Genomic DNA, 25,506 nt, shown 5'->3' on the forward strand with positions numbered 1-25,506 from the left:
GTCATGAGATATGTTTAGATGCATCTATAGTTCTAATTTCAATTATCGTTTATTTGTTGGATATCAATAGTGACCCAAAAACTTGATCAAATGACTGCAACTGCACTTTCTTTAACACCAACAAACACAACTACAGCAAATTTAAATACCTTTCCAAGCGCTTTTGACCAGACGGATATACAAGAAACATTAAAAAGAACCTCGCTAGCTTCGGAACAACTCACTCATGTTCCAGACCTACTCAAAATTCCGAATTCGACGAAACGAATCAAACCGCTCAACAATTTTTTAGGGCAAGATCGAGCACGTGCCTCTGTTGAAGCTGGAATCTCTCTGCCTTATTCAGGTTACAATATTTTTGCTGTCGGAACTGCTGGACTTGGTAAACGAACGATGATCAAACGTTTACTGCAACAGCATGCCAAAACGATGCCAACACCTGATGACTGGGTGTATGTCAATAATTTTAAAAATCCTAGACAACCTATCGCACTACGCTTCCCTGCTGGACAGGGCGTAAAGTTCCAAGCAGCACTTCAACAAACTTGGCAAACCATTCTTAAACAATTAGAACGTCGCTTTAGTGCAGAGACCTATCACAATCGAATTGAACGTATTCGTCAAGACACGGGTGATGTACAACAACAAGCACTGTCCGAATTAACCAAAGAAGGCGCAGAACTCGACTTAAAACTCATTTCAAGAAATGACAAGCATGTTTTCGTGCCGATGCAATTAATCGACAATGAATATCAAGAATTAACACAGCATGATATTGATGCTTTAAGCCAAAAAGAACGTTCTGAACTAAGCTCTAATATCCGCTACATGGAGAAAAAGTTAGAGCGTTTAGGCTTACATCTAGGCGATCTTGAAGACGATGCTCGAGATAAAGTTTCACTTTTAAATAGAGATATCGCAGCACAAGTTGTTCTACCTCGCATGGAGCAAATTTTAAATAAAAATAAAGACGTTAAAGGTTTAGAAGAATATTTAAAGCATTATGCCGAAGATGTTATAGAAAACGTTGAACTGATCTTAGAACAAGAGGAAGATGATTTCACGCCTGCTTTGTTCAATCGCGTTCCTTCAAGATATCAAGCCAATGTCATTATTGCCAATAAACCGAATAGTGGTGCTCCTGTTATTTTTGAAGACTTCCCAACCCATTACAACTTACTTGGGCATGTCGAGCAGCTTACTCACAACGGCACAATTACGACAGATTTTACATTAATTCGTCCAGGCTCTTTACACCATGCAAATGGTGGTTTCCTTATGCTTGAAGCTGAGCAATTGCTAGAACAACCCTACGCTTGGCAAGGTTTAAAACGCGCATTAAAGTCAGGGCAACTCAAACTATCGTCTTTGGAACATATGCTGACATTGACAGGTAGTATTTCGATTGAACCTGCCGCTGTTCCACTAGATATTAAAGTCGTATTACTGGCTGAACCTGAAATTTATTATGAAATTTTAGAAGTAGAACCAGAACTTGGTAGCGTATTTAAAATTCGTGCTGATTTTACAGACACATTACAACGTAATGACAGCAATGAACAAGCATATATGCAGCTTATTGCTGATTATGTTCAAGCCGATAAACTTTTACCTTTTGATCGTTCTGCCCTCGCTGCACTGTTAACTGACTCTAGTCGTCAAGCTGAAGATCAAAGCTCTTTGTCACTGCATGCTTCGACACTGGGTGATTTGATTCGTGAAGCACATCATCACGCTTTTAAGAGTGGTGATAAAATCGTAACAGATCAACACGTCAATCAAGCATTACATCATCGCCAATACCGTTTGGGTTATTTACGAGAGCTTTATTGGCAAGACTTATCACGAGGTACTCAATTAATTGAGACTTCGGGGCATCGCTTAGGTCAAATTAATGCCCTCTCTGTTATTCATTATGCTGATGTTGAGTTTGGTCTCCCATCACGTTTGACTGCTTCTGTCTATCAAGGCGGTGGGGATATTCTTGATATTGAGCGAAGTGTAGAACTTGGCGGTTCTCTACACGCAAAAGGCGTGCTGCTCATGGCTAGTTTCCTTAAAGCTCATTTTGGTCGTGAACAAATCCTACACTTCTCTGCTGCTCTTGCATTCGAACAAAGTTATGGACAAGTTGATGGTGACAGCGCAACAGTTGCCGAACTTTCTGCTTTGATTTCGGCTATTTGTCAAATTCCAATTGATCAATCTTGGGCAATCACAGGCTCTATGAACCAACTTGGACAAGTACAACCTATCGGCGGCGTAAATGCCAAAATTGAAGGTTTTTATGATGCTTGTAAATTGCAGGGATTAACAGGAAAGCAAGGGGTTATTATCCCTCGTCAAAACATGCAACATCTAATGCTACGCCAAGATGTTATTGATGCTGTTAATAGTGGTCAATTCCATGTTCATGCAATTGATACGATTGACCAAGCTTTAGAAATCCTGATGGCTCGTCCTGTTGGAACACTCGATAAAAAAGGTCGATATAGCCAAAACTCAATCTATGCTGCTGTGATGGAACAACTTGAGTATTGGCAAGCGATTGAAGATGGTGAAGCAGTTGAAGATGATGAACCAAAGAAAAAGAAAAAGCGTAAAAAAACCAAAAAAGATGAAGTAGATTCAAAAGCAGCTGAAGAATCAACCGCACAAGCGAAAAACTTAAAATCGCTGCGTAAACACAAGAAAAAATAAGATGAAAAAAGCCATGTTCTGATGAGAACATGGCTTTTTTATTTAGGCCACGCCCTGCAAGGAACGCCCACCAGGAAGCTGAGCAAAATATTGTTTTAAGGCATCTATACAGCGATGGACTTTCATTGGATATTGTTCACGTTTCGAGGTCAATGCATGTAAGGTATATGCTGGCATATTCCAATCAGGTAATACCTCAACTAAAGACCCATTCACTAACTCTTTTTGAATATCCATGTATAGAATACGCGCGATCCCATGCCCTTGCTGGCACAAAGATTTTGCAACAAACACATTATTTGTACTTAAGCGTGTTTTCATATCGATATTTACCACTTCCCCACTTAAACCATGTCGAAATGAGAAATGCTGATAATTTTGCATTAAAGTCACTGGCAACAATTCATGATGACGTAAATCTTCTGGTCTCGAAATCGGAGGAGCTTGATTTAGATAACTTGGTGAAGCAACAAGTACCTGATCAACTCGTGCTAATGGCACTGCTGTTAACTGATGATCATCAATTTTGAGACTCATGCGGATTGCAATATCAATTCGCTCTTCAATTAAATCAATATAACGATGATCGGCTTCAAAATGGATTGCAAGTGCTTTGTGTGCAGACATCCAGTGAGAAAGTGCTGGAATAACATGAAGCGCACCGAGTTCTGGTGTCGTTGCAATACGTAAGTCACCGACTAAATCATCGCGCAATTCATTGATGCGAATTTTGCCACGCTCTGCTGCTGCAAGCATTTCTTGACAGCTTAAAAAGAATGCTTGACCCGCTTCTGTAAGGCTTAATTTTCGTGTAGAACGATGAAGCAAAGTCACATCCATATCTTGTTCTAAAGAACGGATTTGTTGACTGACTGCGCTTGTTGTAATTCCCAGTTCTCTAGCAGCACCGCTAAATGAACTTTTTTCAACAACGCACGCAAAAACCCCCATTGCACGCAACTGATCTAGCATAGACTTCCCTCTCAAATTATTAATATGCTTATTGTTCTAATTAAAGCAATCAATATGAGTATACAGAGAAGTCTACTCCTAGACTAGAGATTCTTAACAATTTGTTGAAAGTTTGTTAAACAAATAATGATGTATATTTAGTTAGGTAAAACAGTGGTTGGATTAACAGGTTTACCATCTAATCTAACTTGGAATTCCAGCATGACTCTAGTCGCTCCTGAAGAACCCATTTCAGCAATCTTTTGACCAGCTGTCACATTGTCACCGCTTTTCACCAACATTTTACTGTTATGTGCATAAGCAGTAATGTAACCATCAATGTGCTTAATCAGAACCAAGTTGCCGTATTCTTTTAGACCATCCGCTGCATATACAACTTGACCATTTGCTGCTGCATAGACTGGATCACCCTCATTTCCACCATAACGGGTTCCTTTAACATTACTTGCCAAATTAAAACCTTGAATCACAGGACCGTTGCTAGGTTTTACCCAGCGTAACCCCGATGCTAAAGTTGAAGCAGTTGGTGAATTGACAGGTGTTGGCGTAATAACAGGTGTTTTTGGTACAACTGGCTGTTGAGTCGGTAAATTAATCGTTTGACGTTGGATAGGAGTTGCTTGAGTGATCGCCTGCGTCGACGTAGTACGCTGACTAACTGAGCCTTTAAGTCTTAGTGACTGATTCACATAAATTCGATACGGAGCTGCAATATCATTCAGTGCAGCAATATCTAAGTAGTTCAAACCATAGCGGTTTGCGATCCCACTCAGTGTATCCCCTGAACGCACTGTATAGTAATTAGGTGCATTCACGTAGCGTGCGCCACCTTTATATTGTGGTTTAGATGCACACCCCGTCACAATTACTGTCGTTGCTACTGATAAAGACAATAGGATTGTTTTAATCATTTTCTTTGTTAGAAAAATCGAGACTTGGTTTGAATGCATCTTCACCCTCATCGAAACCTGAATTATATTTGCGCCTAAGAGTATCAAAAAAGTGAAAAAAAACGAGTTCTCACTTTCTATATTCACAAAGTTATAACATAGCAACCGCTAACCATTAACAAGAACATGTAAATTATCTAAAATCGCGTAGTTCGTTGCATCCATTTGAATTGGAGTAACACTGACATAACCATTCGACACTGCAAAAAAATCTGATTGAATATTGCTAGAAACAGCCTGAGGATCGGTTACTGCCTCGCCAGCTAATCCAATCCAATAAACTTGTCTTCCTCGGGGGTCAACATGGCTACTTACAGGTTTAGATTGCGCTCTTCGCCCTTGATACGTCACTTTTGTACCTTGGATTTGAGCAACATCTGGAATATTAATATTAAAAATATGACGAGGTGGTAAAATAGGTAATCCATTTGCAATAAAGTCATGGACCCATTGTGCTGCTTGCGCATAATGCAGAGGGTGTTCATATGATCGAACATTTGAACCTGCCAAAGAAACAGCAATCGCAGGATGTTTCATTAACCGTCCTTCAAATGCAGCTCCTACCGTACCTGAGTACAATACATCATCACCAAGATTTGCACCGCTATTGATACCACTCACAACCAGATCAAATTCAAAATCAAATAGACCATTCATTGACAAATAAACACAGTCCGCAGGCGTTCCATTCACTGCCCAGACGTCTTCAGAGATTTGAACTGGTCGCAAAGGACGATCTAATGTCAAAGCACTAGAATAACCACTCCGCTCACTTTCAGGTGCAACCACAACCACTCGACCTAATGGCTTTAAGGCCTGCGCTAAAGCTTGTAGCCCTGGGGCAAAAACACCATCATCATTTGCAATTAAAATATTCACTAAATTCCAGTCTCTTCAAATATTACTAGGGAGTTTTTTCAATTGAATTATTCATAGAATTATATATATTTATAACTTCTTAGTATTAGAAATTTACATTGCCATGAGACATTTATCTAATTTTATTCGATTTTTTGGGGTGAGTTTCACACTTGTAGCAGCATCTGTAGCATTTGCTGACGAAGCGGTTTCAGTCAAAGAAGCAGATGCATTAATCAAAGATGATATAGCAAATGCACAAGTACTTATCGAAATGTGTCCAAACCTCATCGGTAAGAATGCTAAATTTGACCAAAACATCAAAAAGATGGTCGGTTCTTATTTAAGTAACTACTCGGACAAGACTGCATCTATAGACAGCTTACAAAAAGATGTTGAATTTCAAAGTCTGCTCAAAGATGCACGTTCTGCTGCAACAGAAGTTGAGAAATCAGAACAAAAATCAGTATGTGAAGATGTCCTTAATTTCGAAGAATAAGTTTTGATATAGGTAAATGTGGTTTTATTTCTCAGATTTAAGATCACATTTTCTCCATTGTTTCTACAGCAAAGATACAAATTTCAATCTCAGTTATGCTATAAGTTATTCAAATTCTTTAAGTCTTGTTTTTGAGTTTGATTTCTTATGACTAAAAATGTTTTAAAAACACTGGGTTTATCATTTCTCTTAGCGTCTACTGCATTTTCTGCAACCACTTATGCAGCAGAAAAAAAATCAGAAACCGAAAAAATTGAAGTTACTCCGACCTCAGAAAATGTCACTCAACAAGAGTTAGCTGCAATTTATGTGCTTTCTGAAATTTGCCCTCCATTAATCGGCAAAGATCTTAAGTTTAATAAAGCCTACGACAATCTTGTTAAAGCCTATTTAGATAATGATCCAAAAGCTGTTGATGTACTCAATAAGCGCGCAAAAAGTAAAGATTTTCAGGCTGCTTTGACAGAAGCACGTAATGATGCAAAAGCCGCATCTGATGAAGATAATCGCCAAATTTGCGACGATGTTCGAAATTATTATTCTAAGTAACCGATTCGTTACAATACTGTGTTAAAAAGCCGACTTCCCCCATAGAAGTCGGCTTTGCTTTGTCCTAAAATGCTAGGCTCTTCTGCTTCACACAAGATATTGGAACGATCTAGAATGAATCAAAAAAGCGCTCTTGCTGCATTATTACTTTTGCCAAGCTTTTCATATGCAGCAACTGTCCTATCTGCTCCACCAGAACTAAATAATAAATCCTATGTATTAATGGATTATGAGACAGGACAGATTCTCGCTGCAAAAAATGAAAATGAAAAACTTGCACCTGCTTCAATGACTAAAATGATGACAAGCTACATCATTGAGCAGAAACTTTTGAAGGGGGAATTGACTGAAAACGAACAAGTACGCATGAATGAATCTGCGTGGTGTCGTGGAAGTAGTACAGAATCATGTATGTATGTACCACTTAATGGAACAGCAACTGTTCTAGAAATGCTTCGCGGTATTATCATCCAATCAGGTAATGATGCTTCTAAAGCAATGGCTGAACATATTGCGGGCAATGAAGGTACATTCGCCCACATGATGAACCAAGAAGCTAAACGCGTTGGAATGGTAAATACACACTTTATCAACTCAACAGGTATGCCTGCTGATGGTCATTACTCAACTGCAAAAGATATGGCAGTTCTTGCTCAGCATATTATTAAAGATAGCTCAAAGTATTACCCAATTTACTCTGAAAAAGAATTTACATTTAACGGTATCAAACAAGGTAACCGTAATGCCCTTCTCTATACAGACCCAAGTGTAGATGGTTTAAAAACAGGTCATACTGAAGAAGCTGGTTACTGCTTAACCACCTCGAGCAAACGTGGCCCTATGCGTTTGATTTCTGTGATTTTTGGTACACCAAGCATGAATGAACGTGCGAGCCAAACTCGTACATTATTAGCTTGGGGTTTTGCAAACTTTGAAACTGCTAATGTTCAACCAGCAAATCAAGTTTTAGCAAAAGCAAAAGTATGGTTTGGTAAAGAAGATGAAGTTCAAATCGGTTTGGCTGAAAACTTCAACGTAACTATGCCTAAAGGTCAAGCTGACAAAATCAAAACTCAAATCGTCGTTCAACCAAAACTGAATGCACCTTTGGCTAAAGGTCAAGTTGTAGGTAAATTAGTTGCGAGTCTTGATGGAAAAGTGATTGCTGAAAAACCACTAGTTGCATTAAAACCTGTTGAAGAAGCAGGCTTCTTTGCTCGTATGATCGACCATATCAAACAGTTCCTTAGCAACTTATTCTAATTCTTAGAATAAACAAGCTAATCAAGCATTCATGCTATTTAGTATGAATGCTTTTTTATTTTATAATTCATGCAAATTATTTATTGTATTTTCTCATGGCTAAAAATATTCGTCCTTATTTAGATCATTACCCTGATATTGATACGAGTTGTTATATTGATGAAATGTCAGTAGTCATCGGGGATGTCAAGTTAGCTGAGAATGTTTCAGTTTGGCCTTTTGCCGTTATTCGCGGTGATGTCAATTCGATTCAGATTGGTAGAAATAGTAATGTACAAGATCATTGTATGTTACATGTCAGTCATAAAAATCAATCTAAACCAAATGGTTCACCTTTAATAATTGGTGATGATGTGACTGTAGGTCATCATGTGACCTTGCATGGTTGTACTATTGGCAATCGTGTTTTGATCGGTATTAATACCGTTGTTTTAGATGACGTGATTATTGAAGACGATGTAATGATTGGTGCTGGTAGTCTTGTGCCACCACGTAAAGTCTTAAAAAGTGGTTATTTGTATGTAGGTAGCCCAGTCCAGCAAGTCCGCCCTCTCACAGATAAAGAAAAAGCATTTTTACCTTATTCGGCGCAAAACTACGTGAAAGTGAAGAATGATTATAAACAAAACTAATTTATTAATTCTGTTTATAATATTAACGAAAACTACAGAAGATTATGAATAAAACAACAATATATTTGGGTTTATCTATATTAACGATTAATATCTTAACCGCATGCTCTCACTATAAATCTGATAGTGAAATCATGAGTACCGACTCTTATTATGCAACAGCTGAAGCAGCTTCATTGAGTTTCATAGCAAGTGATTTAAAGCATCATCAAATTTTTACTAATAATTTAAATAAATGCCCAGCCTATACATCTCCATCTCAACAAACTCCTCTATCAAATTCATACAGAGATATAATAGACTTCTTGCAAAAATCAAAAAACGATCAACGTTTTGTTTGTTTTTTATCCACATTAAAAAGTCATGTTCTACTATCATGAGTACATGAAATATGAAAAAGTAAAGATGCTATCAAATAGTCAGTTTAAACGACTGATTGGAATACAACCCTCAACCTTTTTAGAAATGCTTGAAGTATTAGAGTCAAGCCAAGTCAATACTCAACGAGGTAGGCCTTCGAGTCTTTCACTTGAAGACCAACTGTTAATGACGCTAAGTTATTGGCGTGAATATCGCACGCTCTTTCATGTTGCTATGAGTTATGGAATCCACGAATCAACTGCGTCCAGAATTATTCATAAAATAGAAAATATTTTAATAAAATCTGATAAATTTCATTTACCTAAGAAACTACCGCATGGTGCAGGGATAGATTGGAATGTTGTTATTGTCGATGCAACTGAAATGACAATTGAGCGTCCAAAAAAAACAGAAAAGATTCTACAGCGGTAAGAAAAAACGACATACGATCAAAGCTCAACTCATCATTCATTATGAAACGATGCAGATTATTTCATTAGGTCTTACACATGGGAGTACACATGATTTCCAGTTGTTTAAGGCTCAACGTAAAAAGCAGAGATATCAAGCCTTTATGCTGATTGATAAAGGTTATTTAGGTTTAAATCGTTTGGGGATAAAATGCCTGATGCCATTCAAGGCAAGTAAAAAGAAGCCGTTAACTTTATTACAGAAGCAAATAAATCGGGAAATTAGTAAACGTCGTATTCGAATTGAACACGTCAATGGAAAATTAAAGACCTTTAGAATTCTGGCTACACGTTATCGAAATAGGCGTAAACGCATGGGTTTACGTCTGAATTTAATTGCTGCAATTTACAACATGGAGTTGGTTGAAAAATGATTTTTGCAAGAGGTCTAATATCTACTTGTGAAAACAATAAATTTAAATGCTATCAGTCTTGTGTGGAAAATGATGCAGTGGCCTGTTATTTAGTGGCGTTATCATTACAAGAAGCAAATTATAAACTTCCAGCCGAACAAGTATTTCAAAGAAGTTGTGAGCTTGGCATCGCCTCTGGCTGTACCAATAGGGCTGCTGGAATGTTGGACTACAAAAAACACTTAACCACTGAACAAAAGAAGTGTATTTTTTCAACATTTGAGAAAACTTGTGACTGGCGCGATCCTTGGGGATGCACCATGTTTGCAGACCAATTAATTTCTGAGGAAAATACTGAACCTAATTATAAAAAAGCTTTAAATGTTCTCAATTATAGTTGTAAACATGGTGATACTGATCCAGCATGCCAATCGGCAAAGAGACTACGAAAATTTATTAATAGTAAAATTAAACCTGATTAAAGCAGTTGGTGGCTAAATCTATGATTCAGCCACCATAGCCAAAAACTCTCAAATTTTGTAGAATACATTTTTTAAAATCATGGTGCTTTCTATGACCGCTTGGACACCTCATGTCACAGTCGCCACTGTAGTTGAAAAAGACGGACGTTTTCTGTTTGTTGAAGAACACAGCGAAGGCTTTGTACATACCGTGTTTAATCAACCTGCTGGTCATATCGAATGCGGTGAAACGATTATTGAAGCAGCGATCCGTGAAACCTTAGAAGAAACAGGTCATCATGTAGAAATAGATCATTTGCTTGGAATCTATACCTATACCCCTCCCATGTTTCCAGATCGCACATATTATCGTTTTTGCTTCTTGGCACATGTCACCTCGGTTGAGGAAAATGCACAACTAGATATCGATATTGTCGGTGCAGTTTGGATGAGTTTAGAAGAGCTACAAGAATCCGCTCGTGCGCGAAGCCCATTAGTTTTAAAAGTAATTGAAGATGCCCTCGCTGGTATGAAATATCCTTTATCGCTTATTTATGAGCACCCTTTCTCTCCCTCATTAACTTCTCATTTGGATGCTTAATTAGATGCAACAACGTGTCATCGTCGGTATGTCTGGTGGTGTAGACTCCTCAGTTTCTGCCGCGCTTTTACTTCAACAAGGATATCAAGTTGAAGGTCTGTTCATGAAAAACTGGGAAGAAGATGATGGTACGGAATACTGCACAGCCCTTGAAGATTTAGCAGATGCGCAAGCCGTTGCAGACAAGATTGGAATTAAACTGCACACCGCAAACTTTGCCATGGAATATTGGGATCGTGTGTTTGAGCATTTCTTAGCTGAATACGCAGCAGGTCGTACTCCAAACCCAGATATTCTATGTAATAAAGAGATTAAGTTCCGTGCGTTCCTCGACCATGCTATGACTTTAGGTGCAGATTTTATTGCAACAGGTCATTATGCGCGTCGTGGTGTAAGCACACAAAACTCTCGTGGTGAAACCTATGCACCATTATTACGAGGTGTTGATAATAATAAAGATCAAACTTATTTTTTACACGCTGTTCATGGTCGTGAAATCAATAAGACGCTGTTCCCTGTCGGTGAAATTGAAAAGCCTGAAGTTCGTCGCATTGCTGAACAACTTGATTTAGCAACAGCGAAGAAAAAGGACTCAACTGGTATTTGCTTTATTGGTGAACGTCGATTTACAGACTTCCTCAAACAATATCTTCCTGCTCAAGCTGGAAAAATTGTCTTAGACAACGGCAAAGAAGTTGGTGAACATCATGGCTTAATGTACTATACGCTCGGTCAACGCGGTGGCATCGGTATCGGTGGTATGAAAGGTGCGCAAGAAGGTGCATGGTTCGTACTTCACAAAGACATTGCCAACAATCGTCTCGTCATTGGACAAGGTCATGAGCATCCACTTATGCAAAGTAAACAGCTTTGGAGTGAAGCGATTGATTGGGTTGCGGGTGAACAAGAAATCCCAACTACGGGTTTCCGATGCACAGCAAAAACTCGTTATCGTCAGCCTGACCAAGCGTGTACAATTTATCGTGACGAACATACAGAAAATGGTATTCGAGTTGAGTTTGATGAACCACAACGTGCTGTAACTCCAGGGCAAAGTGTGGTGTTTTACTCAGGAGAGGTATGCTTAGGCGGTGGTGTCATTCACCATACTGATGCACCTCAACCAGATTTTATTTAAGGATATTGGAATCGAAGCATGGCGGAGTTACCCTTTCAGCACACCCAAGCGTTGAATGTAAGACAAAATCGTGCTTTAGCATTGGCTGCTGTCTTCCAAGCAACTCAGCTGACCCATATGACTGCGATGGCGGGACAGCAGAGTATTGGAGATAGTGGTAATTTTTATTTTGAACTACTGATCAAAGCAAGTTTAAATATTCGTCCAGCGACCAACAATGCGACTCAAACTTTAGATTTCTTTAATCAACTGGCTGATATTTCACTAGGTTTAAAAACATTAGAAGGTTGTATTACTCAACCCTTTAATACTGCACCAAAATCCAGAGTTCCTAAACTTTCGACAGCTAAACTTCCAATGTCCTATGCTATGGCATTATTGCAGTTGGAAAAGAAAGTTTATAGCAATCCTGAATACGTAAAAATTATCGAAACGGCTCAACAAAAAATCCTAAAACAGTTGTCTTTTTTCGATAATAACTATTTGCACCCAAGTATTATTGCCAATTTAGCTCAGACCTACGTTGAAACTGCTGGGCAAATTAACCCACGTATCCTTGTCCGTGGTAATGCTGAAGCTTTTAAAGATATGAATCATACAAATCGAATCCGTGCTTGCCTCTTTACAGGTCTACAACTTGCGCATTTATGGCGACAACTGGGCGGTAGCTCATGGAGTATGATCTTTAGTAAACGTAAGCTTTTACAAGATATTCAAGCTCTTGCTCGTTTGCAGTATCAGGTCGTTTAAACCGATGCTAGAGCAAATTTTTTATACCGTTTTACAACCTCTATAAATCTCTCTTGAGGAATAAATAAAGTTCTGCAAGAGAGACAAACTTTAAGGAATCTGTATGAATGCTTTAACCGCACTCTCACCACTTGATGGACGTTATGCGAGCAAATGCGATGCGCTACGCCCTTTTTTGTCTGAGTTTGGTTTAATCCACGCTCGTGTCACTGTTGAAGTGCGTTGGTTACAAGCACTTGCAAATCGTGCAGAAATCATCGAAGTACCTGCATTTTCTGCTGAAACGAATGCTGCTTTAGATGCGATTGTGACGAATTTTTCTGAAGAAGATGCAAACCGCATTAAAGAAATTGAACGTACAACTAACCATGATGTAAAAGCAGTTGAATATTTCCTTAAAGAAAAAATTGCCAATATTGATGAATTAAAAAATGCGGGCGAATTCATTCATTTTGCATGTACATCTGAAGACATCAACAACTTATCTCATGCATTAATGCTTAAAAATGGTCGTGAAGTTCTTGTTTCAAGCATGAAGCAAATTCTGAACGCAATTTCAGCTTTAGCTACAACACATGCTGAACAGCCAATGTTATCTCGTACTCATGGTCAAACTGCTAGCCCAACAACTTTGGGTAAAGAAATGGCGAACGTTGCTTATCGTTTAGCGCGCCAAATCAAGCAATTTGAAAATGTTGAATTATTGGGCAAAATCAATGGTGCAGTAGGTAACTACAATGCTCACCTTTCTGCTTATCCAGAAATTGATTGGGCTGCACATGCACAAGCATTTGTTGAATCTTTAGGTCTAAGTTTCAACCCATACACCACTCAAATCGAGCCACATGATTACATGGCTGAATTGTTTGATGCATTACGTCGTTATAACACGATCTTGATCGACTTTAACCGTGATGTTTGGGGCTATATCTCTCTTGGTTACTTCAAGCAAAAATTAAAAGACGGTGAAGTTGGTTCTTCAACAATGCCTCATAAAGTAAACCCTATCGACTTCGAAAACTCAGAAGGTAACTTAGGTATTGCAAATGCGGTATTGGGTCACTTAGGTGAAAAACTTCCAGTTTCTCGTTGGCAGCGTGACTTAACTGACTCAACAGTTCTTCGTAACATGGGTGTTGGTTTTGCACAAAGCTTGATTGCTTTTGATGCTTGCTTAAAAGGTATTGGTAAACTTGAACTCAATGCTAACCGTTTAAATGAAGATTTAGACCAAGCACAAGAAGTTCTTGCTGAACCGATCCAAACAGTAATGCGCCGTTATAATGTTGAAAAACCTTACGAAAAACTCAAAGCACTTACTCGTGGTCAAGCAATGACACGTGAAATGATGGTGAACTTCGTTAATGGTGATGAACTTCTTCAAGTTCCAGCTGATGAACGTGCTCGTTTAGCAGAGCTTACTCCTGCTACATATACAGGTAATGCTGCTGAACAAGCAAAACAAATCAATGATTTGATTAGCAAAATCTAAGCTGATCATTCAATCATAAAAAAGCAAAGCCTCGGCTTTGCTTTTTTATTTAAATCAATAAATTAAAAATTATCGAGCCATTTTGAAATATTTGCAAAGCCTAATATTTGTGCACCAAATTTTTGGCTAGTTCTAACAATTTCTAGAAGTTGAGATGCAACTGCTATATCAGCAATCGTCTGCTGATCTCCAACCAACCAACCTGTCTGATTTAAAACCAACTCAATACGTTTTAAGTGTCTAGTAAATTCAGCTTCAATATCGGCTTGAGCCATACGACCTGTACCTTGCATCTTTACTTGAAAACCCAATGCCGATTTCAGTAATGGCTTCATTAAATGCTTTTCAAATGCAGGACGACCTTCTGAGCTGATTTCAACAACTTGATTGAACGCTTTTTTATCACTTACACGAAAATGCACTTCATAAAAATACAAGACTTCATCTGCCCAATCTTCCCAAAGCTCTGCGTAAGCACATTGCATAGGATCTTCAGGATAAAGCCGAGGAAGCTCGGGAAAGTGTTGATCTAAATAACGTGCAATTCGAGTGCTATCTTGAACTCGTTCCCCATTAATATCCACGACAGGTAACTTGCCGACTTTACTCAGCAAAGGGACTTTGCTACCCAGTAAGCCGTTGTAATTTATTGTTTCAAAAGGAATACCTTTAAACTTCAACATCCGTGAAACTTTTTGACAAAAAGGTGAAATTTCCCACTGATGTAGAACAATAGAGTTTGACATTTTTATATCTCATTTGAATGAACTGAACATATTTTTATGATGTTTCACATGGCTATCATAACAAGTTCAAGTCCATTCAAAACAATAATCTTAAAATCACGCTGAACGGCGAATAATCATATTTGTTGCAGTTGCATGTGCATACAATTTTCCATCCTCATCGCGGATATAACCCTCTGAAATCACAAGATTACGCCCAACATTGATGACTTTTCCTTCTGCAATCAACGGAGTATTAAATGGAATCGGACGACACATTTTAATATTAAGGTCTGTTGTTCCATATGACTCACCCGCAGCCAATACTGTATGTGTTGCACAACCTGTGACTGAATCCAAAATTGTTGCTGCAAAACCACCATGCACACCACCTAATGGATTGGTATGTCGTTCATCAGCAATCGCACTAAATACGATTCGTCCCTGTTCAACCTCTACAGGTTTCATTGGCATTGTCTTTGCAATTCCTGGCTCAGGAAAATGACCTTGAGCAAATGCTTGAATGATTTCCAAACCTGTCATTTTTAATGGATTCATTGAAGTTTCCCTTTTAAGAGTAAATCGTACATTTACGACTGCAACAACATTAGTTCTAATTTAGAACTTATTAACAATACCTTATCTATGCTAAGATAATTTGTCAACGTTATGATTATCTACGTTCAATTACAGTCATAGCGATCTGCTTATCTCAAAGCGAATCAATAGAGGTTAAACATGAAATGGCATGAATTGGGTGAAATGAGTTGCCCTATTGCGCGTAGCTTATCGATTTTCGGTGATCGATGGACACTCTTGATTATCCGCAATGCTTTTCTTCGCACACGTCGTTTTGATGATTTTCAAAAGCAGCTCGGTATCACACGGCACTTACTCACTGAGCGTTTGAATCGCTTAGTTGAAAATAAAATTTTTGAAAAAGTGTTATATCAAGAAGCACCAAAACGTTACGAGTACAAACTTACAGACAAAGGTTTAGCCCTCTATCCAATTATTATGGCAGTCACGACATGGGGCAATTATTGGCATAATGAAGATAATAAATATCCAATTTTGGAATATTTGCATAAAGACTGTGGTCATAAGACCAAAGCAACCATGACATGTCAGCACTGTCATGGTGAGTTAACTGCGAAAAACACCCTAGCCTATTATGATTCGATGGAAATGGATCAGGTTGTAGAGAACGCTGTAAATAAATAGGTAGGTATTCAAATTGTTCTGCTTATTAAATATGAAGAGTAATGATGATTACTCTTCATTTGAACGTAGAACTAGAAACTAAAACCAATATTCAAATTGATGCGATAAAGCCATTTATCACTATTTGGCGAAACCGTTGACGTAAAACCTGTAGCATTGGTAGCTCCACCGATAATATTCGAGTTTTTCCCCCAAGTGTAATCCGCCCATACCATGAAAGGTGAAGCAATAAACATCATCCCCGTAGTATTCATCTGCGAGTCAGACCAATCCTCACGTTTTTTATCTAAATAACTATAATCATTGTAAAAACGGATTGCTTTGAGTTTGCCCATATCTTGCACAGGTAATGTGTATGCGAGGTTTAAACTTGCAATAGTTCCTTCGGAAGCAATGAAATATGCGGGCGTTAAACCATTTGCCCCCATCAAGGTCATATCATCATTTACACCATCTGGATTTTTTGCATCATATTGATAATGAATCACTGAGCTTTGGACATTGAAACGTTTGTAATTATTATCAGTATGCAAACCCACTGCATAATATTTGCCGTTGTCATCCGTGATTTTATTATGCAATTGAGCAATTGCACCTGATACACCAACTTCTTGCTTACCAAATTCAGTTTCTAACTTACGAACAATCCGTGTATTCACTTGATGACGCTTTTCATTTTGATAGGCTTTTTGTGTTGGAAATGCATTTTCAGCCAAATCATCATAAGTCGCACTTTCAGGTGAATATCGAAGATTAGTTGCTAGCATCTCAGGATAATAGCCTAGCTTCACATCCCAATCTTTGTTGTTGAAATTCCAGTTCAAACCTGGAGCGATGTTATTCCCATAACCCAAAAAGAATGGAATATGATAAGTCCATCCATTTTGCGGATAGGGATAAATTGCAAAGGGTTTATAAACAAAACCAGCCTCTATGCTATTATGTTCATCCAAATGATATCCCACATAGGCTTTTTCAATTGAACGCTTCTCTTGATCTTGGAAAAGGTAGCTGGCATTGAAATAGGCATCATCAAACTTACCTTTCAGATCAACTCGAAAAATATCAAAATAGAGTTTTCCAAAACCTCCATTTGGTCCCTCCCAATTTTCATAACGTTGATTCAAACGCACCACTCCACCAAGCTTGACAGAATCCGTTCCATCCTCACTTTTCCATTCCAGTGCTGAACTTTGTGCATATACATTTGATACTGCGCTCATCGACAGTGCTGCAAGCATCATGACTAATGTCTTTTTCATATCATATTCCTTCGCTTCGATACCAACCGTCCTGTTGGCTTGGATTATTGTTTTACCTGTAAAACATAGTTTTTATTGTTTTGTAGGCAAAAAAATTTGCCTACAAATTTTCAAACATCAGTCATCTCAACCAATGTTTAAATTACTCAGTACAATTTCTTTTGTGGTGGACCTGCAAAGTTCAGTGGTCCAATTGAATTCATATCTAGCTCAATCACACTTGGCCCTTGGAAATCAACTGCCTGCTGAATGACTGTTCTAAACTCTTCTGCACTGCCAACTTTCCAACTTTTCACGCCCATCGCCTCACCCAAAGCTTGGTAATCAGGTGTGTGTAATTCGTTGAAATACTGGCGTCCTCCGAAGTAATTATTTTGAATACCACGCATGACCCCATAACCACCATCATTCATGATCATCAGTACCATATTGGTATTTTCTTACGCCATCGTCGCAATCTCACCAATACCCAGCATCAAACCACCATCACCAACTAAACCGATCACTTTTTTGTCTGGATTGGCAATTGAAGCACCAATTGCTGTTGCTAAACCGAGACCAATCGCCCCTGCTAAAGAGTGAATATTTTGATTTGGTGCTTGTACTGGGAATAAACGACTGCCCCACGTACTTCCTGACATCGTAATATCACGAACAAAAATGCCATCTTGTGGTAGTGCTGTACGAAGGTGATCACAGATCAACGCATATTGGTCAAGCTGTGTACGTAAGGCATTGATTGCTGCCTGTTTCGCATCAACAACTGCTGCATCATACTCAGTATCTATTTTAGATACGCCTGCTAAACCTGTGAGAACACGTTGCAACACATCTTTGGCATCACCACAAATGAAATTACGAATTTTGTAATTACGTTGTTGTGCAACAGGATTAGCATCGACCTGAATAATATTTTCAGGGAACTGTACTGAATAGGTTTTGGTTTCGTTACTACGTAAGCGAGACCCGACTACAACCAATAAATCAGCATCTTTTAAAAATTATTCAACGCCCGCAGAGTTATGGAATGCACCTAGACTACGTGGATGGTTATCCGCTAGCACACCACGCGCATGGGTTGAAGATACTACTGGAATACCCAAGTCAGCTATTGCTTTGACTTCATCCACACTATTGAGCGTACCACCGCCGATCCAAAAAATTGGACGTTTGGCTTTTTTGATTTCATCAATGATCAAATCAACTCCAACTTGATCTGCCTGAGGTAATTCCAGTGCTTTGACTGGACCTAGATTCAGGGGTAGGTCAATTTCTGCTGCTTTGCACATCAATCGGTAGCTCAACACTAACAGGCCCCATTGGGACAGTCGTTGCGACACGTATCGCTTCACGAATCACGCCAACTGCATTATCAGGGCTGGTAATACGAAAAGCAGCTTTGCTCGATGCACGTAAGAAAGTCAGCTGATCTTTGGTTTCATGAATAAAACTTGCATCACGATCTAAATATTCACGCTCAACTTGACCTGTTAAATGCAACACTGGACTGCCCGCATTCATTGCTTCAATCAATGAACCCACCGCATTTCCTGCGCCAGCACCTGTGCTGGTTAAGGCAACACCCAAACCTTTAAAGCGTGAATGGCCATCTGCCATCGTCACTGCACCTGCTTCACCACGCGCCGCGACAAAGCGAATTTTTTCACGGCGACCTACGGCATCAGCAATTGGTAAATTATGAATTGAAATGACGCCGTAGATACTATCTACTTGGTGCGCCTCTAAAACTCGAGCGATTGCTTCGCCTACATTTACACGTTCTGTCATTACTATATTCCTCAAAAACTTGTTCTATCCATGAATTTATTAATCGCACCAAGGATTTGGCTGTTCGCTTAATCCCATATAAATGCTTTTTTGTTGCATATACGCCAAGATGCCTAAACGACCTTTTTCACGTCCAATTCCACTTTCTTTGAAACCACCAAAAGGTGCAGAAATTGAGAATTTTTTATAGGTATTGATCCAGACTGTTCCTACTTCCAAAGCACGTGCAAGTTGCCAAGCTTTACGGTAGTTTTCAGTCCAAATCCCTACGGCTAAACCAAAACAACTGTCATTAGCTTGTGCAATTAAATCTGCTTCATCGTGATATTTCATCACCACCAACACAGGACCAAAGATTTCTTCCTGACAGGTTTGAGCTGAGTTATCGAGGCCTGTGATAATGGTCGGTAAATAGAAACTACCTTTTGCCAATTCACCTTCAGTCAATGCCTCACCGCCTACAAGAACTTGACCACCCTCTTTTTTGGCCAATTGAACATAAGCATCCACAGAAGCTAAATGCTTAGGATTGATCAAAGACCCTAAATGGACGCCTGCGGTTTCAGGATGTCCAGCGCGCAAGCCTTTGGTAATTTCAACTAGACGTGTTAAGAATTGATCATAAATACTGCTATGCACAAATAAGCGTGATCCTGCAATACATGCTTGTCCTGCAGAACTGAAAATGCCATAAGCCACACCTTTAGCCGCAAGCTCAATATCAGCATCTTGCATCACAATCGTTGGTGATTTTCCGCCAAGTTCTAAAGATGTGGTGATCAACTTGTCAGCCGCAATATGTGCTAAATGACGCCCTGTACTCGTTCCACCTGTAAATGAAATTTTGCGTACTAATGGATGCTTTACGATCGCATCACCAATCACCGAACCACGTCCAACCAGTACACTCAATAAACCTTTAGGTAAACCAGCTTCTTCAAAGATTTTTGCTAATTCAAGCGCGATCAATGAAGTCACTTCAGCTGGTTTTAAAATGACTGCATTACCACCTGCTAATGCAGGTGCTAACTTCTGCACTTCACTGGCTATCGGTGAAGTCCATGGTGTAATCGCTGCCACAATCCCAACAGGTTCATGCACACTCATGGTCATAAAATCTGGCGCACGTTGTGTGGTTAACTCATTATTTAAGGTTTCACACGCCGCTGCGACATAACGTGCTGTTGCAGCCGCACTCAAGGTTAAGACACGCGTCTCAGCCAGTGGTTTACCGTTGTCTCTGGTTTGTAGCTTTGAAAGTTCATCAACACGCGCTTCAATAATGTCTGCCACTTTATACAAAATCCGAGCACGCTCGTGTGGCATGCTGTTGCGCCACTCCGCCTTGCGCCATGCCAAATCAGCCTTTTCAATCGCTTCATTGACATCATCCAAACTCGCCGTTGAAATCTCAGCATTCACAGATTGATCTGCTGGAAACAAACTTTGAATCGTGTCACCTCGACCTAATCGCCATTCTCCAGCGATATAAATTTCCTTTACCATGATCAAATCCTTTAAATCTGAATTGCTTGAACACTATTGCGACAGGCACGAATCACACTAAGTGCAGCCAATGTCGAAGTTTTCGGGTTACTCGCCAAAGGTACCCCCACCAACTCAATTGTCATTTCACCGAACACACCTTCTGCCACAATAGTGTGCTTGTTTTTATTGATGTTTGGATCAACTGTGAGTTCCACCATAGTTTCATCCATACCCAAACCTGCAAGAGCAATCGTCGCTGCAACATTGGCATTAGCTGGAAACTTCAATGCAGCTTCACGCGCTGTACCACGGAAAAAAACCGTTGCTTCGCTCACCTGATCTAAATCAACCAATTGCTCTGCATAGCTACCACGCCAACTTTTTGGACTTTTGCAGCCCTTATAAGTGACCTTTTCCAAACCACCTTCTTTAGCCGCTGAGATTCCATCAATTCCAGCAATCGCACCTGCCAAAAGATGTAAGTGGGCATCATGTTGTTCAGCCGTTTTTTTAGCTGAATCAAAAACTCGTTATCAGCCAAAGTTCCAACCGAGATCAACCCAATAGTCCAACCTTTTTCCAATACCTTTTTCGCATGCTCTTTCACCGCAGCTTGACCCGCAACTTCAATCACATAATCAGGTGTACCCTGACATTCATCAATCGAGCTAATCACTTGTACTTCAGATGAAACTTGCGCCTGAACTTTTTCAACACTCCGTGCTGGTACCACAATCCATTTAAGTTGTAAGTCTTGCGACATATGGGCATACACTTCTGCTGCCATCGCGCCAAAACCAATCATCATCAACTGTTTCATGTGCACACCTTATAAATGCTTATTGAATCCGCCAGAGACATCAAGAGTTGAACCTATGGTATAGGATGCTAAAGGCGATGCGAGAAAGACCAAGGCACGTGCAGGTTCTTCGGGCTTACCTAAACGTTGCATCGGAATACCACGATTTTTAGCAATATTGCCTGTCCATTGTTCCCATGACAGATTTGGGTCTGAACGTGTTTCAAAACGGCGTTTCCACTGTGCTGACTCCACCATACCCAAAAGAATTGAGTTAACACGGACACCATATTGAGTAAATTCATGTGCCAGTGAATGCGTTAAATTTAGTAGCGCAGCACGTGCAGATGATGTTGCAATCATGTGCGGTTCAGGTTGCAACGCTAACAATGAGTTCACATTGGTGATTGAGCCACATGCTGAATCTTTTAAATCATTTAAAAATGCGCGAACGGGATGTAATTCACTGAAATATTTCAGTTCAATTTCTTTCATCCAATCTTCGTCTTGGGTATTTTCGAAATTCGACACACGACCTTGACCCGCGTTATTGATCAACATGTCGACATTACCTAAGTTTTGCTTTACATCTCGTGCAAATCGTTTAACGTCTTCTTTATCCAAAACATTGCAGGTACTGGTGTAAATATTGGCGTGTGGGTATTTCTCTAAAATATAAAGTTTCGATGCGGCTAAACGCGCTTCATCTCGACCACACCACGCGACCTTTGCACCTTCTGCAACTAAAATTTCCACAGCAGCCAAACCAATGCCTGACGAGCCACCTGTTACAACTACTACTTTTCCTTCAACTTGGAAGCTCATATCCATATCTCTCTAATTAATTTGCCGATAAAACAATGTCGTTAAACTGATCAGGTTGATCGACACAACTCAGATGACCTGCATCTGTAATGAGATGACATCGGCTCAATTGCATTTCTATCGCCAATTACATGATGGTTTGAGCAGGCGTGATTTCATCTTTATCACCCGCAATCACCACACAAGGAACTTTGAGATCTGTTAAATAATTTCTAATCTCGTCATACGCCAACAAATATGATGCTCGCGTAAAACCGTCTAAAGTAAGCTGCCCCATCACCTCACTGACCAATGCCAGTGCTTGAGGGTCTTGTTTATAAATTAAATGTGGACCACGGCTTGCCGCCATCCCCGCATTGCCCAAGCTTTTCAACATATTTGGGCGTTTCAGATAAACCTGTGCTTTGGTATCCTCATCCGAGCGTTGATAACCCTGCGCCGCATTGGCAATGATTAGGGTTTCAACTCGTTCAGGGTAAAGATGGGCAAAAGCACTTGCCTGTAATGCACCTAATGAATGACCTATAATGATGGATTTAGAAATCGCCAATGCATCCATAATTGCTAGTACTCGCTGAGCATAATTGGTTGCATTTGGCTGCTCCGTATCTAAGTTCTCAGATAAGCCATAACCTGGCGCATCCCAAGCAATCACATGAAAATGATGACTGAGTACAGCAAGCTGATTGACCCATGAAGCAGAACCTGAGCTGATACCATGTAAAAGAATCAGTGCTTGTCCGTGTCCAGCTTCGCGATAGGCTTGTACCTGACCATCAATCTCAATGGTTTTCACTGAGTATTGGGCTAAAGTGTCAATCAAAGTCATCATTTCATTCCTTTGTTATAGTTAATCGCTTTGATTAACGTTTGATTTGAGACAATGGATGCTCAGGTGGATAGTTTGGAATAGTTGGTTTTCCAGCACCTAACATCACACACATCAAGGCATCTTCCTGACCTGGATTAAACAAACCACGATAAATACCCGGTGGAATTGAAATCAGATCACGCTCTTTCAATTTGGTTTGAAATTTCTCACCGTTATGCTCAATGAACAGATCAATCTCACCACGTAACATGAAAAACACTTCTTCCACATCTTGGTGGATATGCAATGGACCTTCGCATTGCGCAGGTAACACCATGGTTGAAAAGGTAAAGTTTTCGGCTGGAACTGTATTGCCATCATTGACTACACCTGTTGCTCCAGTTCCCATATAACGCATTTGCGCACGACGATATTTCGGGTCGTAATCTGCTTGGAACTTCAACGCATCGAAGTCATATTTACGTGTTTCAAAACGCGCAATACGTGTGTTTAGCCAACCCAGTTTCGCCTTATCTTCAGCAATTCCCATTGCACCCTGAAAGCGTGGGTCTGCAAATAGAACCGCAATACTAATCTTGTCGAAAAATGCGAGAACAACACATACCATCAGGACAAAAGCAGGAACCCAATGCTTAAATCCACTTTTCTCTTCATTACTCATACTTCATTCCTTCGATTGAGTTATGAACTGGAATTAAATGTTTATGGTTTTAATTTCATGACATTAAATTTAGGGTCTGCTAATAATTTTGGGTCTAATACGGTATTGGACTGCATCCAACGTTTAGCCAGTTTGATTAATTTTGAATCATTGATTGCAATCATATTGATTAAGCAATTTTGATGATCTAAATACAGATAACTACATTGATCATCTGCACTTTTTCTCACCACAATCTGTTCTGTTCTTTCAGGTTGGTAACTACCTAGTATTTGAATATTGAAGTGGTACTGATCTGACCATAACCAAGGAATATCGGTATATTCTGTTTCCATGCCCAACATCGATTTTGCAGCTGCAATTGCTTGGTTCTGCGCATTTGCCCATGACTGAATGCAATAACCTAAACTTGGATGGATTGCGACATCAATCCAGAACTCGCCACCTGGACCAAAATCTTTGCGATAAGGAATCGAGAGACGTAACCAGCTTGCACCAGTATTGGCATATGTCGTCTTGCTGACAAACTGAGATCCAACTCATCCTTGCATCCTCACCTGTTTTATATATAAAACATTATTTGATATAACAAACCTTAATAAAGAATACTCCTATGATGTTTTTTTTGTAAAACTATATATTGTTTAAAATCATAAGCTTGATATTTATTACACATTCATTTACGTTTTACTTAGAAAATTTTGTTTTATATATAAAACTATCTTTTAACTCTACTTTGCAGTTAGAATAGATTCTTAAGAAAATTAAATTTGTAATGCTTTGCGTTTTTATAGGAAAATTAAGCTGATGAACCAAACGATAGAAACAGACTCTCAAGAATCTGAACTCACAAAAAATGATGATCGCTATTTAGTACCCGGTTTGGTACGAGGCTTAGCAATTTTGCAGGCATTTGATCAACAAACCCAAGAAATGACGATCACTGAGATCGCTGAAATTTTGGATGTAAATCGTTCTAGTGCTTTCCGTCTGATTTACACATTAGAATCATGTGGCTTCCTTAGAAAAGCATCTCAAAAAACCTATGCACTTGATTCAAAGGTGATGGAACTCGGCTTCAACAGTTTGTCTAAACAGTCTCTTTTAGATTTAGCAACACCGTTGATGAAAGAACTACGCGATCAAACTAAACTTGCAGTACATTTGTCCATTTTAGAAGGTACACATATTGTCTTTATCAACAATGTGCAATCGAATGGAACATTTACTAGCAATATAGGTCTAGGCACTCGCTGGCCTGCTCATGCGACTGTGATTGGACAAATGCTATTAGCAGACTTATCTGAAATTGAAATCCGTGATCGCTATAAAAATTTCAACCAATGGGAAACTTTTTCTGAACTCACCCCAAAGAATCTTAAAGAGCTACTTCAACGCCTCAGTTTTGTTAAAACACAGCGATCTATGATGGTCAGTTGGGGACATTACAATCATGATATGGCAGCTTGTGGCGCTCCAATTTTCAAACAATCTACAGGAAAAATGACTGCTGTATTGTCTGTAAGTTGCCCTTTAGCAACCTATGAAGAACATTATTTTAAAAATGAAATTGCAGAGATGGTTATCCAAACAGCGGATAAAATTTCTAAATTTATTTATTAGACTAAGGTTAAGTTCATTTTTCTAAAATATTTAGACATTGAGAGTATTCATTAAAATATTTAGTGAATACTCATCAAAGTAAATTAATTTCAAAATACTCCGAAATAAAAAAGCCCTTGTATCAAACAAGGGCTTTTTTATTAATTTGGCAGAGGATCAAGGACTCGAACCTTGACGAACGGTTTTGGAGACCGTCATGCTACCATTACACCAATCCTCTATAACCGCATG

The 25,506-nt window shown here is 39.3% G+C and carries 23 protein-coding genes, 1 tRNA gene and 5 pseudogenes; 14 read left to right on the forward strand and 15 right to left on the reverse strand.

Going from position 1 to position 25,506, the window contains the following annotated elements:
- The first annotated feature begins 69 nt into the window (after positions 1-69).
- Positions 70-2,700: a Lon protease family protein gene (locus F948_RS02105; RefSeq protein WP_004959467.1), complete on the forward strand. Its 2,631-nt coding sequence runs from the start codon at positions 70-72 to the stop codon at positions 2,698-2,700.
- A 42-nt stretch (positions 2,701-2,742) separates the two neighbouring features.
- Here the strand turns inward: F948_RS02105 and F948_RS02110 are convergent, their stop codons facing one another.
- The 3 genes from F948_RS02110 to surE form a co-directional block, all read right to left on the reverse strand.
- Positions 2,743-3,672 carry a LysR family transcriptional regulator gene (locus F948_RS02110; protein ID WP_004953334.1) on the reverse strand — a complete coding sequence of 310 codons (930 nt, stop codon included), beginning with the start codon at positions 3,670-3,672 and terminating at the stop codon, positions 2,743-2,745.
- A 137-nt stretch (positions 3,673-3,809) separates the two neighbouring features.
- Positions 3,810-4,622, reverse strand: a complete 813-nt coding sequence (locus F948_RS02115; RefSeq protein WP_004959472.1) for a peptidoglycan DD-metalloendopeptidase family protein — start codon at positions 4,620-4,622, stop codon at positions 3,810-3,812.
- Positions 4,623-4,730: 108 nt separating this feature from the next.
- Positions 4,731-5,501 carry a 5'/3'-nucleotidase SurE gene (gene surE / locus F948_RS02120; protein ID WP_004959475.1) on the reverse strand — a complete coding sequence of 257 codons (771 nt, stop codon included), beginning with the start codon at positions 5,499-5,501 and terminating at the stop codon, positions 4,731-4,733.
- 103 nt (positions 5,502-5,604) lie between these two features.
- Here surE and F948_RS02125 point away from each other — a divergent pair, with 103 nt between their 5' ends.
- The 11 genes from F948_RS02125 to purB all read left to right on the forward strand — a co-directional run bounded on the left by F948_RS02125 (position 5,605) and on the right by purB (position 14,048).
- A complete protein-coding gene (locus tag F948_RS02125; RefSeq protein ID WP_004959478.1) occupies positions 5,605-5,979 on the forward strand; it encodes an MCR_0457 family protein in 375 nt (124 codons plus the stop codon).
- Between the two features lie 147 nt (positions 5,980-6,126).
- The gene (locus F948_RS02130) at positions 6,127-6,528 is read left to right on the forward strand and encodes an MCR_0457 family protein (protein ID WP_004959481.1); all 402 of its coding nucleotides are present in this window, start codon (positions 6,127-6,129) and stop codon (positions 6,526-6,528) included.
- Positions 6,529-6,642: 114 nt separating this feature from the next.
- Positions 6,643-7,791, forward strand: a complete 1,149-nt coding sequence (gene dacC, locus F948_RS02135; protein ID WP_004913142.1) for a D-alanyl-D-alanine carboxypeptidase PBP5/6 — start codon at positions 6,643-6,645, stop codon at positions 7,789-7,791.
- A gap of 95 nt (positions 7,792-7,886) precedes the next feature.
- On the forward strand, positions 7,887-8,423 hold the full coding sequence (locus F948_RS02140) for a gamma carbonic anhydrase family protein (RefSeq protein WP_004959485.1): 537 nt from the start codon (positions 7,887-7,889) through the stop codon (positions 8,421-8,423).
- 44 nt (positions 8,424-8,467) lie between these two features.
- Entirely contained in the window at positions 8,468-8,803 is a 336-nt protein-coding gene (locus F948_RS15860) for a hypothetical protein (protein WP_004959487.1), read from the forward strand.
- Between the two features lie 4 nt (positions 8,804-8,807).
- Positions 8,808-9,627 (forward strand): IS5 family transposase gene (locus F948_RS16845; RefSeq protein WP_227545331.1). Its coding sequence is split into 2 segments (ribosomal slippage): positions 8,808-9,193 and positions 9,192-9,627, totalling 822 coding nucleotides; the frame shifts between segments, so codons are not numbered across the junction.
- Positions 9,624-10,088, forward strand: a complete 465-nt coding sequence (locus F948_RS02155) for an SEL1-like repeat protein (protein WP_004959494.1) — start codon at positions 9,624-9,626, stop codon at positions 10,086-10,088. The genes F948_RS16845 and F948_RS02155 overlap by 4 nt, the downstream gene beginning before the upstream one ends.
- A gap of 91 nt (positions 10,089-10,179) precedes the next feature.
- Positions 10,180-10,668: an NUDIX hydrolase gene (locus F948_RS02160; protein WP_017397328.1), complete on the forward strand. Its 489-nt coding sequence runs from the start codon at positions 10,180-10,182 to the stop codon at positions 10,666-10,668.
- A 4-nt stretch (positions 10,669-10,672) separates the two neighbouring features.
- Complete coding sequence (mnmA, locus tag F948_RS02165) at positions 10,673-11,806, forward strand: tRNA 2-thiouridine(34) synthase MnmA (RefSeq protein ID WP_004913150.1); 1,134 nt, start codon at positions 10,673-10,675, stop codon at positions 11,804-11,806.
- 18 nt (positions 11,807-11,824) lie between these two features.
- A complete protein-coding gene (gene hflD / locus F948_RS02170) occupies positions 11,825-12,556 on the forward strand; it encodes a high frequency lysogenization protein HflD (RefSeq protein ID WP_004913152.1) in 732 nt (243 codons plus the stop codon).
- Between the two features lie 103 nt (positions 12,557-12,659).
- Positions 12,660-14,048, forward strand: coding sequence for an adenylosuccinate lyase (gene purB, locus F948_RS02175; RefSeq protein WP_004953312.1), 1,389 nt, complete (start codon positions 12,660-12,662; stop codon positions 14,046-14,048).
- Between the two features lie 62 nt (positions 14,049-14,110).
- Here the strand turns inward: purB and F948_RS02180 are convergent, their stop codons facing one another.
- Positions 14,111-14,794: a glutathione S-transferase family protein gene (locus F948_RS02180; RefSeq protein ID WP_004959502.1), complete on the reverse strand. Its 684-nt coding sequence runs from the start codon at positions 14,792-14,794 to the stop codon at positions 14,111-14,113.
- Between the two features lie 96 nt (positions 14,795-14,890).
- Positions 14,891-15,331, reverse strand: coding sequence for a PaaI family thioesterase (locus F948_RS02185; protein WP_004959506.1), 441 nt, complete (start codon positions 15,329-15,331; stop codon positions 14,891-14,893).
- A gap of 180 nt (positions 15,332-15,511) precedes the next feature.
- Between F948_RS02185 and F948_RS02190 the strand changes: the two genes are divergently transcribed.
- The gene (locus F948_RS02190) at positions 15,512-15,997 is read left to right on the forward strand and encodes a winged helix-turn-helix transcriptional regulator (protein WP_004959509.1); all 486 of its coding nucleotides are present in this window, start codon (positions 15,512-15,514) and stop codon (positions 15,995-15,997) included.
- A 71-nt stretch (positions 15,998-16,068) separates the two neighbouring features.
- Here F948_RS02190 and F948_RS02195 read toward each other — a convergent pair whose 3' ends face one another.
- The 9 genes and pseudogenes from F948_RS02195 to F948_RS16640 form a co-directional block, all read right to left on the reverse strand.
- Positions 16,069-17,259, reverse strand: coding sequence for a hypothetical protein (locus F948_RS02195; protein WP_004959511.1), 1,191 nt, complete (start codon positions 17,257-17,259; stop codon positions 16,069-16,071).
- Between the two features lie 146 nt (positions 17,260-17,405).
- Positions 17,406-19,047 (reverse strand): annotated as a pseudogene (locus F948_RS02200) (thiamine pyrophosphate-binding protein).
- Positions 19,048-19,086: 39 nt separating this feature from the next.
- Positions 19,087-20,553, reverse strand: a complete 1,467-nt coding sequence (locus F948_RS02205) for an aldehyde dehydrogenase (RefSeq protein WP_004959524.1) — start codon at positions 20,551-20,553, stop codon at positions 19,087-19,089.
- Positions 20,554-20,564: 11 nt separating this feature from the next.
- Positions 20,565-21,355, reverse strand: a pseudogene (locus F948_RS16330) (aspartate dehydrogenase).
- Between the two features lie 9 nt (positions 21,356-21,364).
- Positions 21,365-22,159 carry an SDR family oxidoreductase gene (locus F948_RS02215; RefSeq protein WP_004959529.1) on the reverse strand — a complete coding sequence of 265 codons (795 nt, stop codon included), beginning with the start codon at positions 22,157-22,159 and terminating at the stop codon, positions 21,365-21,367.
- A gap of 16 nt (positions 22,160-22,175) precedes the next feature.
- A pseudogene (locus tag F948_RS02220) lies at positions 22,176-22,991 on the reverse strand (alpha/beta fold hydrolase).
- A 31-nt stretch (positions 22,992-23,022) separates the two neighbouring features.
- Positions 23,023-23,520, reverse strand: coding sequence for a cupin domain-containing protein (locus F948_RS02225; RefSeq protein ID WP_026057369.1), 498 nt, complete (start codon positions 23,518-23,520; stop codon positions 23,023-23,025).
- 173 nt (positions 23,521-23,693) lie between these two features.
- Positions 23,694-24,080, reverse strand: a pseudogene (locus tag F948_RS02230) (oxidoreductase C-terminal domain-containing protein); the annotation flags it as partial.
- A pseudogene (locus F948_RS16640) lies at positions 24,081-24,161 on the reverse strand (hypothetical protein); the annotation flags it as partial.
- A 298-nt stretch (positions 24,162-24,459) separates the two neighbouring features.
- Here F948_RS16640 and F948_RS02235 point away from each other — a divergent pair.
- On the forward strand, positions 24,460-25,275 hold the full coding sequence (locus F948_RS02235; RefSeq protein ID WP_004959540.1) for an IclR family transcriptional regulator: 816 nt from the start codon (positions 24,460-24,462) through the stop codon (positions 25,273-25,275).
- A 146-nt stretch (positions 25,276-25,421) separates the two neighbouring features.
- On the opposite strand, the gene F948_RS02240 is transcribed toward F948_RS02235, so the two are convergent.
- A tRNA-Trp gene (locus F948_RS02240) sits at positions 25,422-25,495 on the reverse strand.
- Positions 25,496-25,506: the final 11 nt, after the last annotated feature.

The organism is Acinetobacter junii CIP 64.5, assembly GCF_000368765.1.
Lineage (GTDB): Bacteria > Pseudomonadota > Gammaproteobacteria > Pseudomonadales > Moraxellaceae > Acinetobacter > Acinetobacter junii.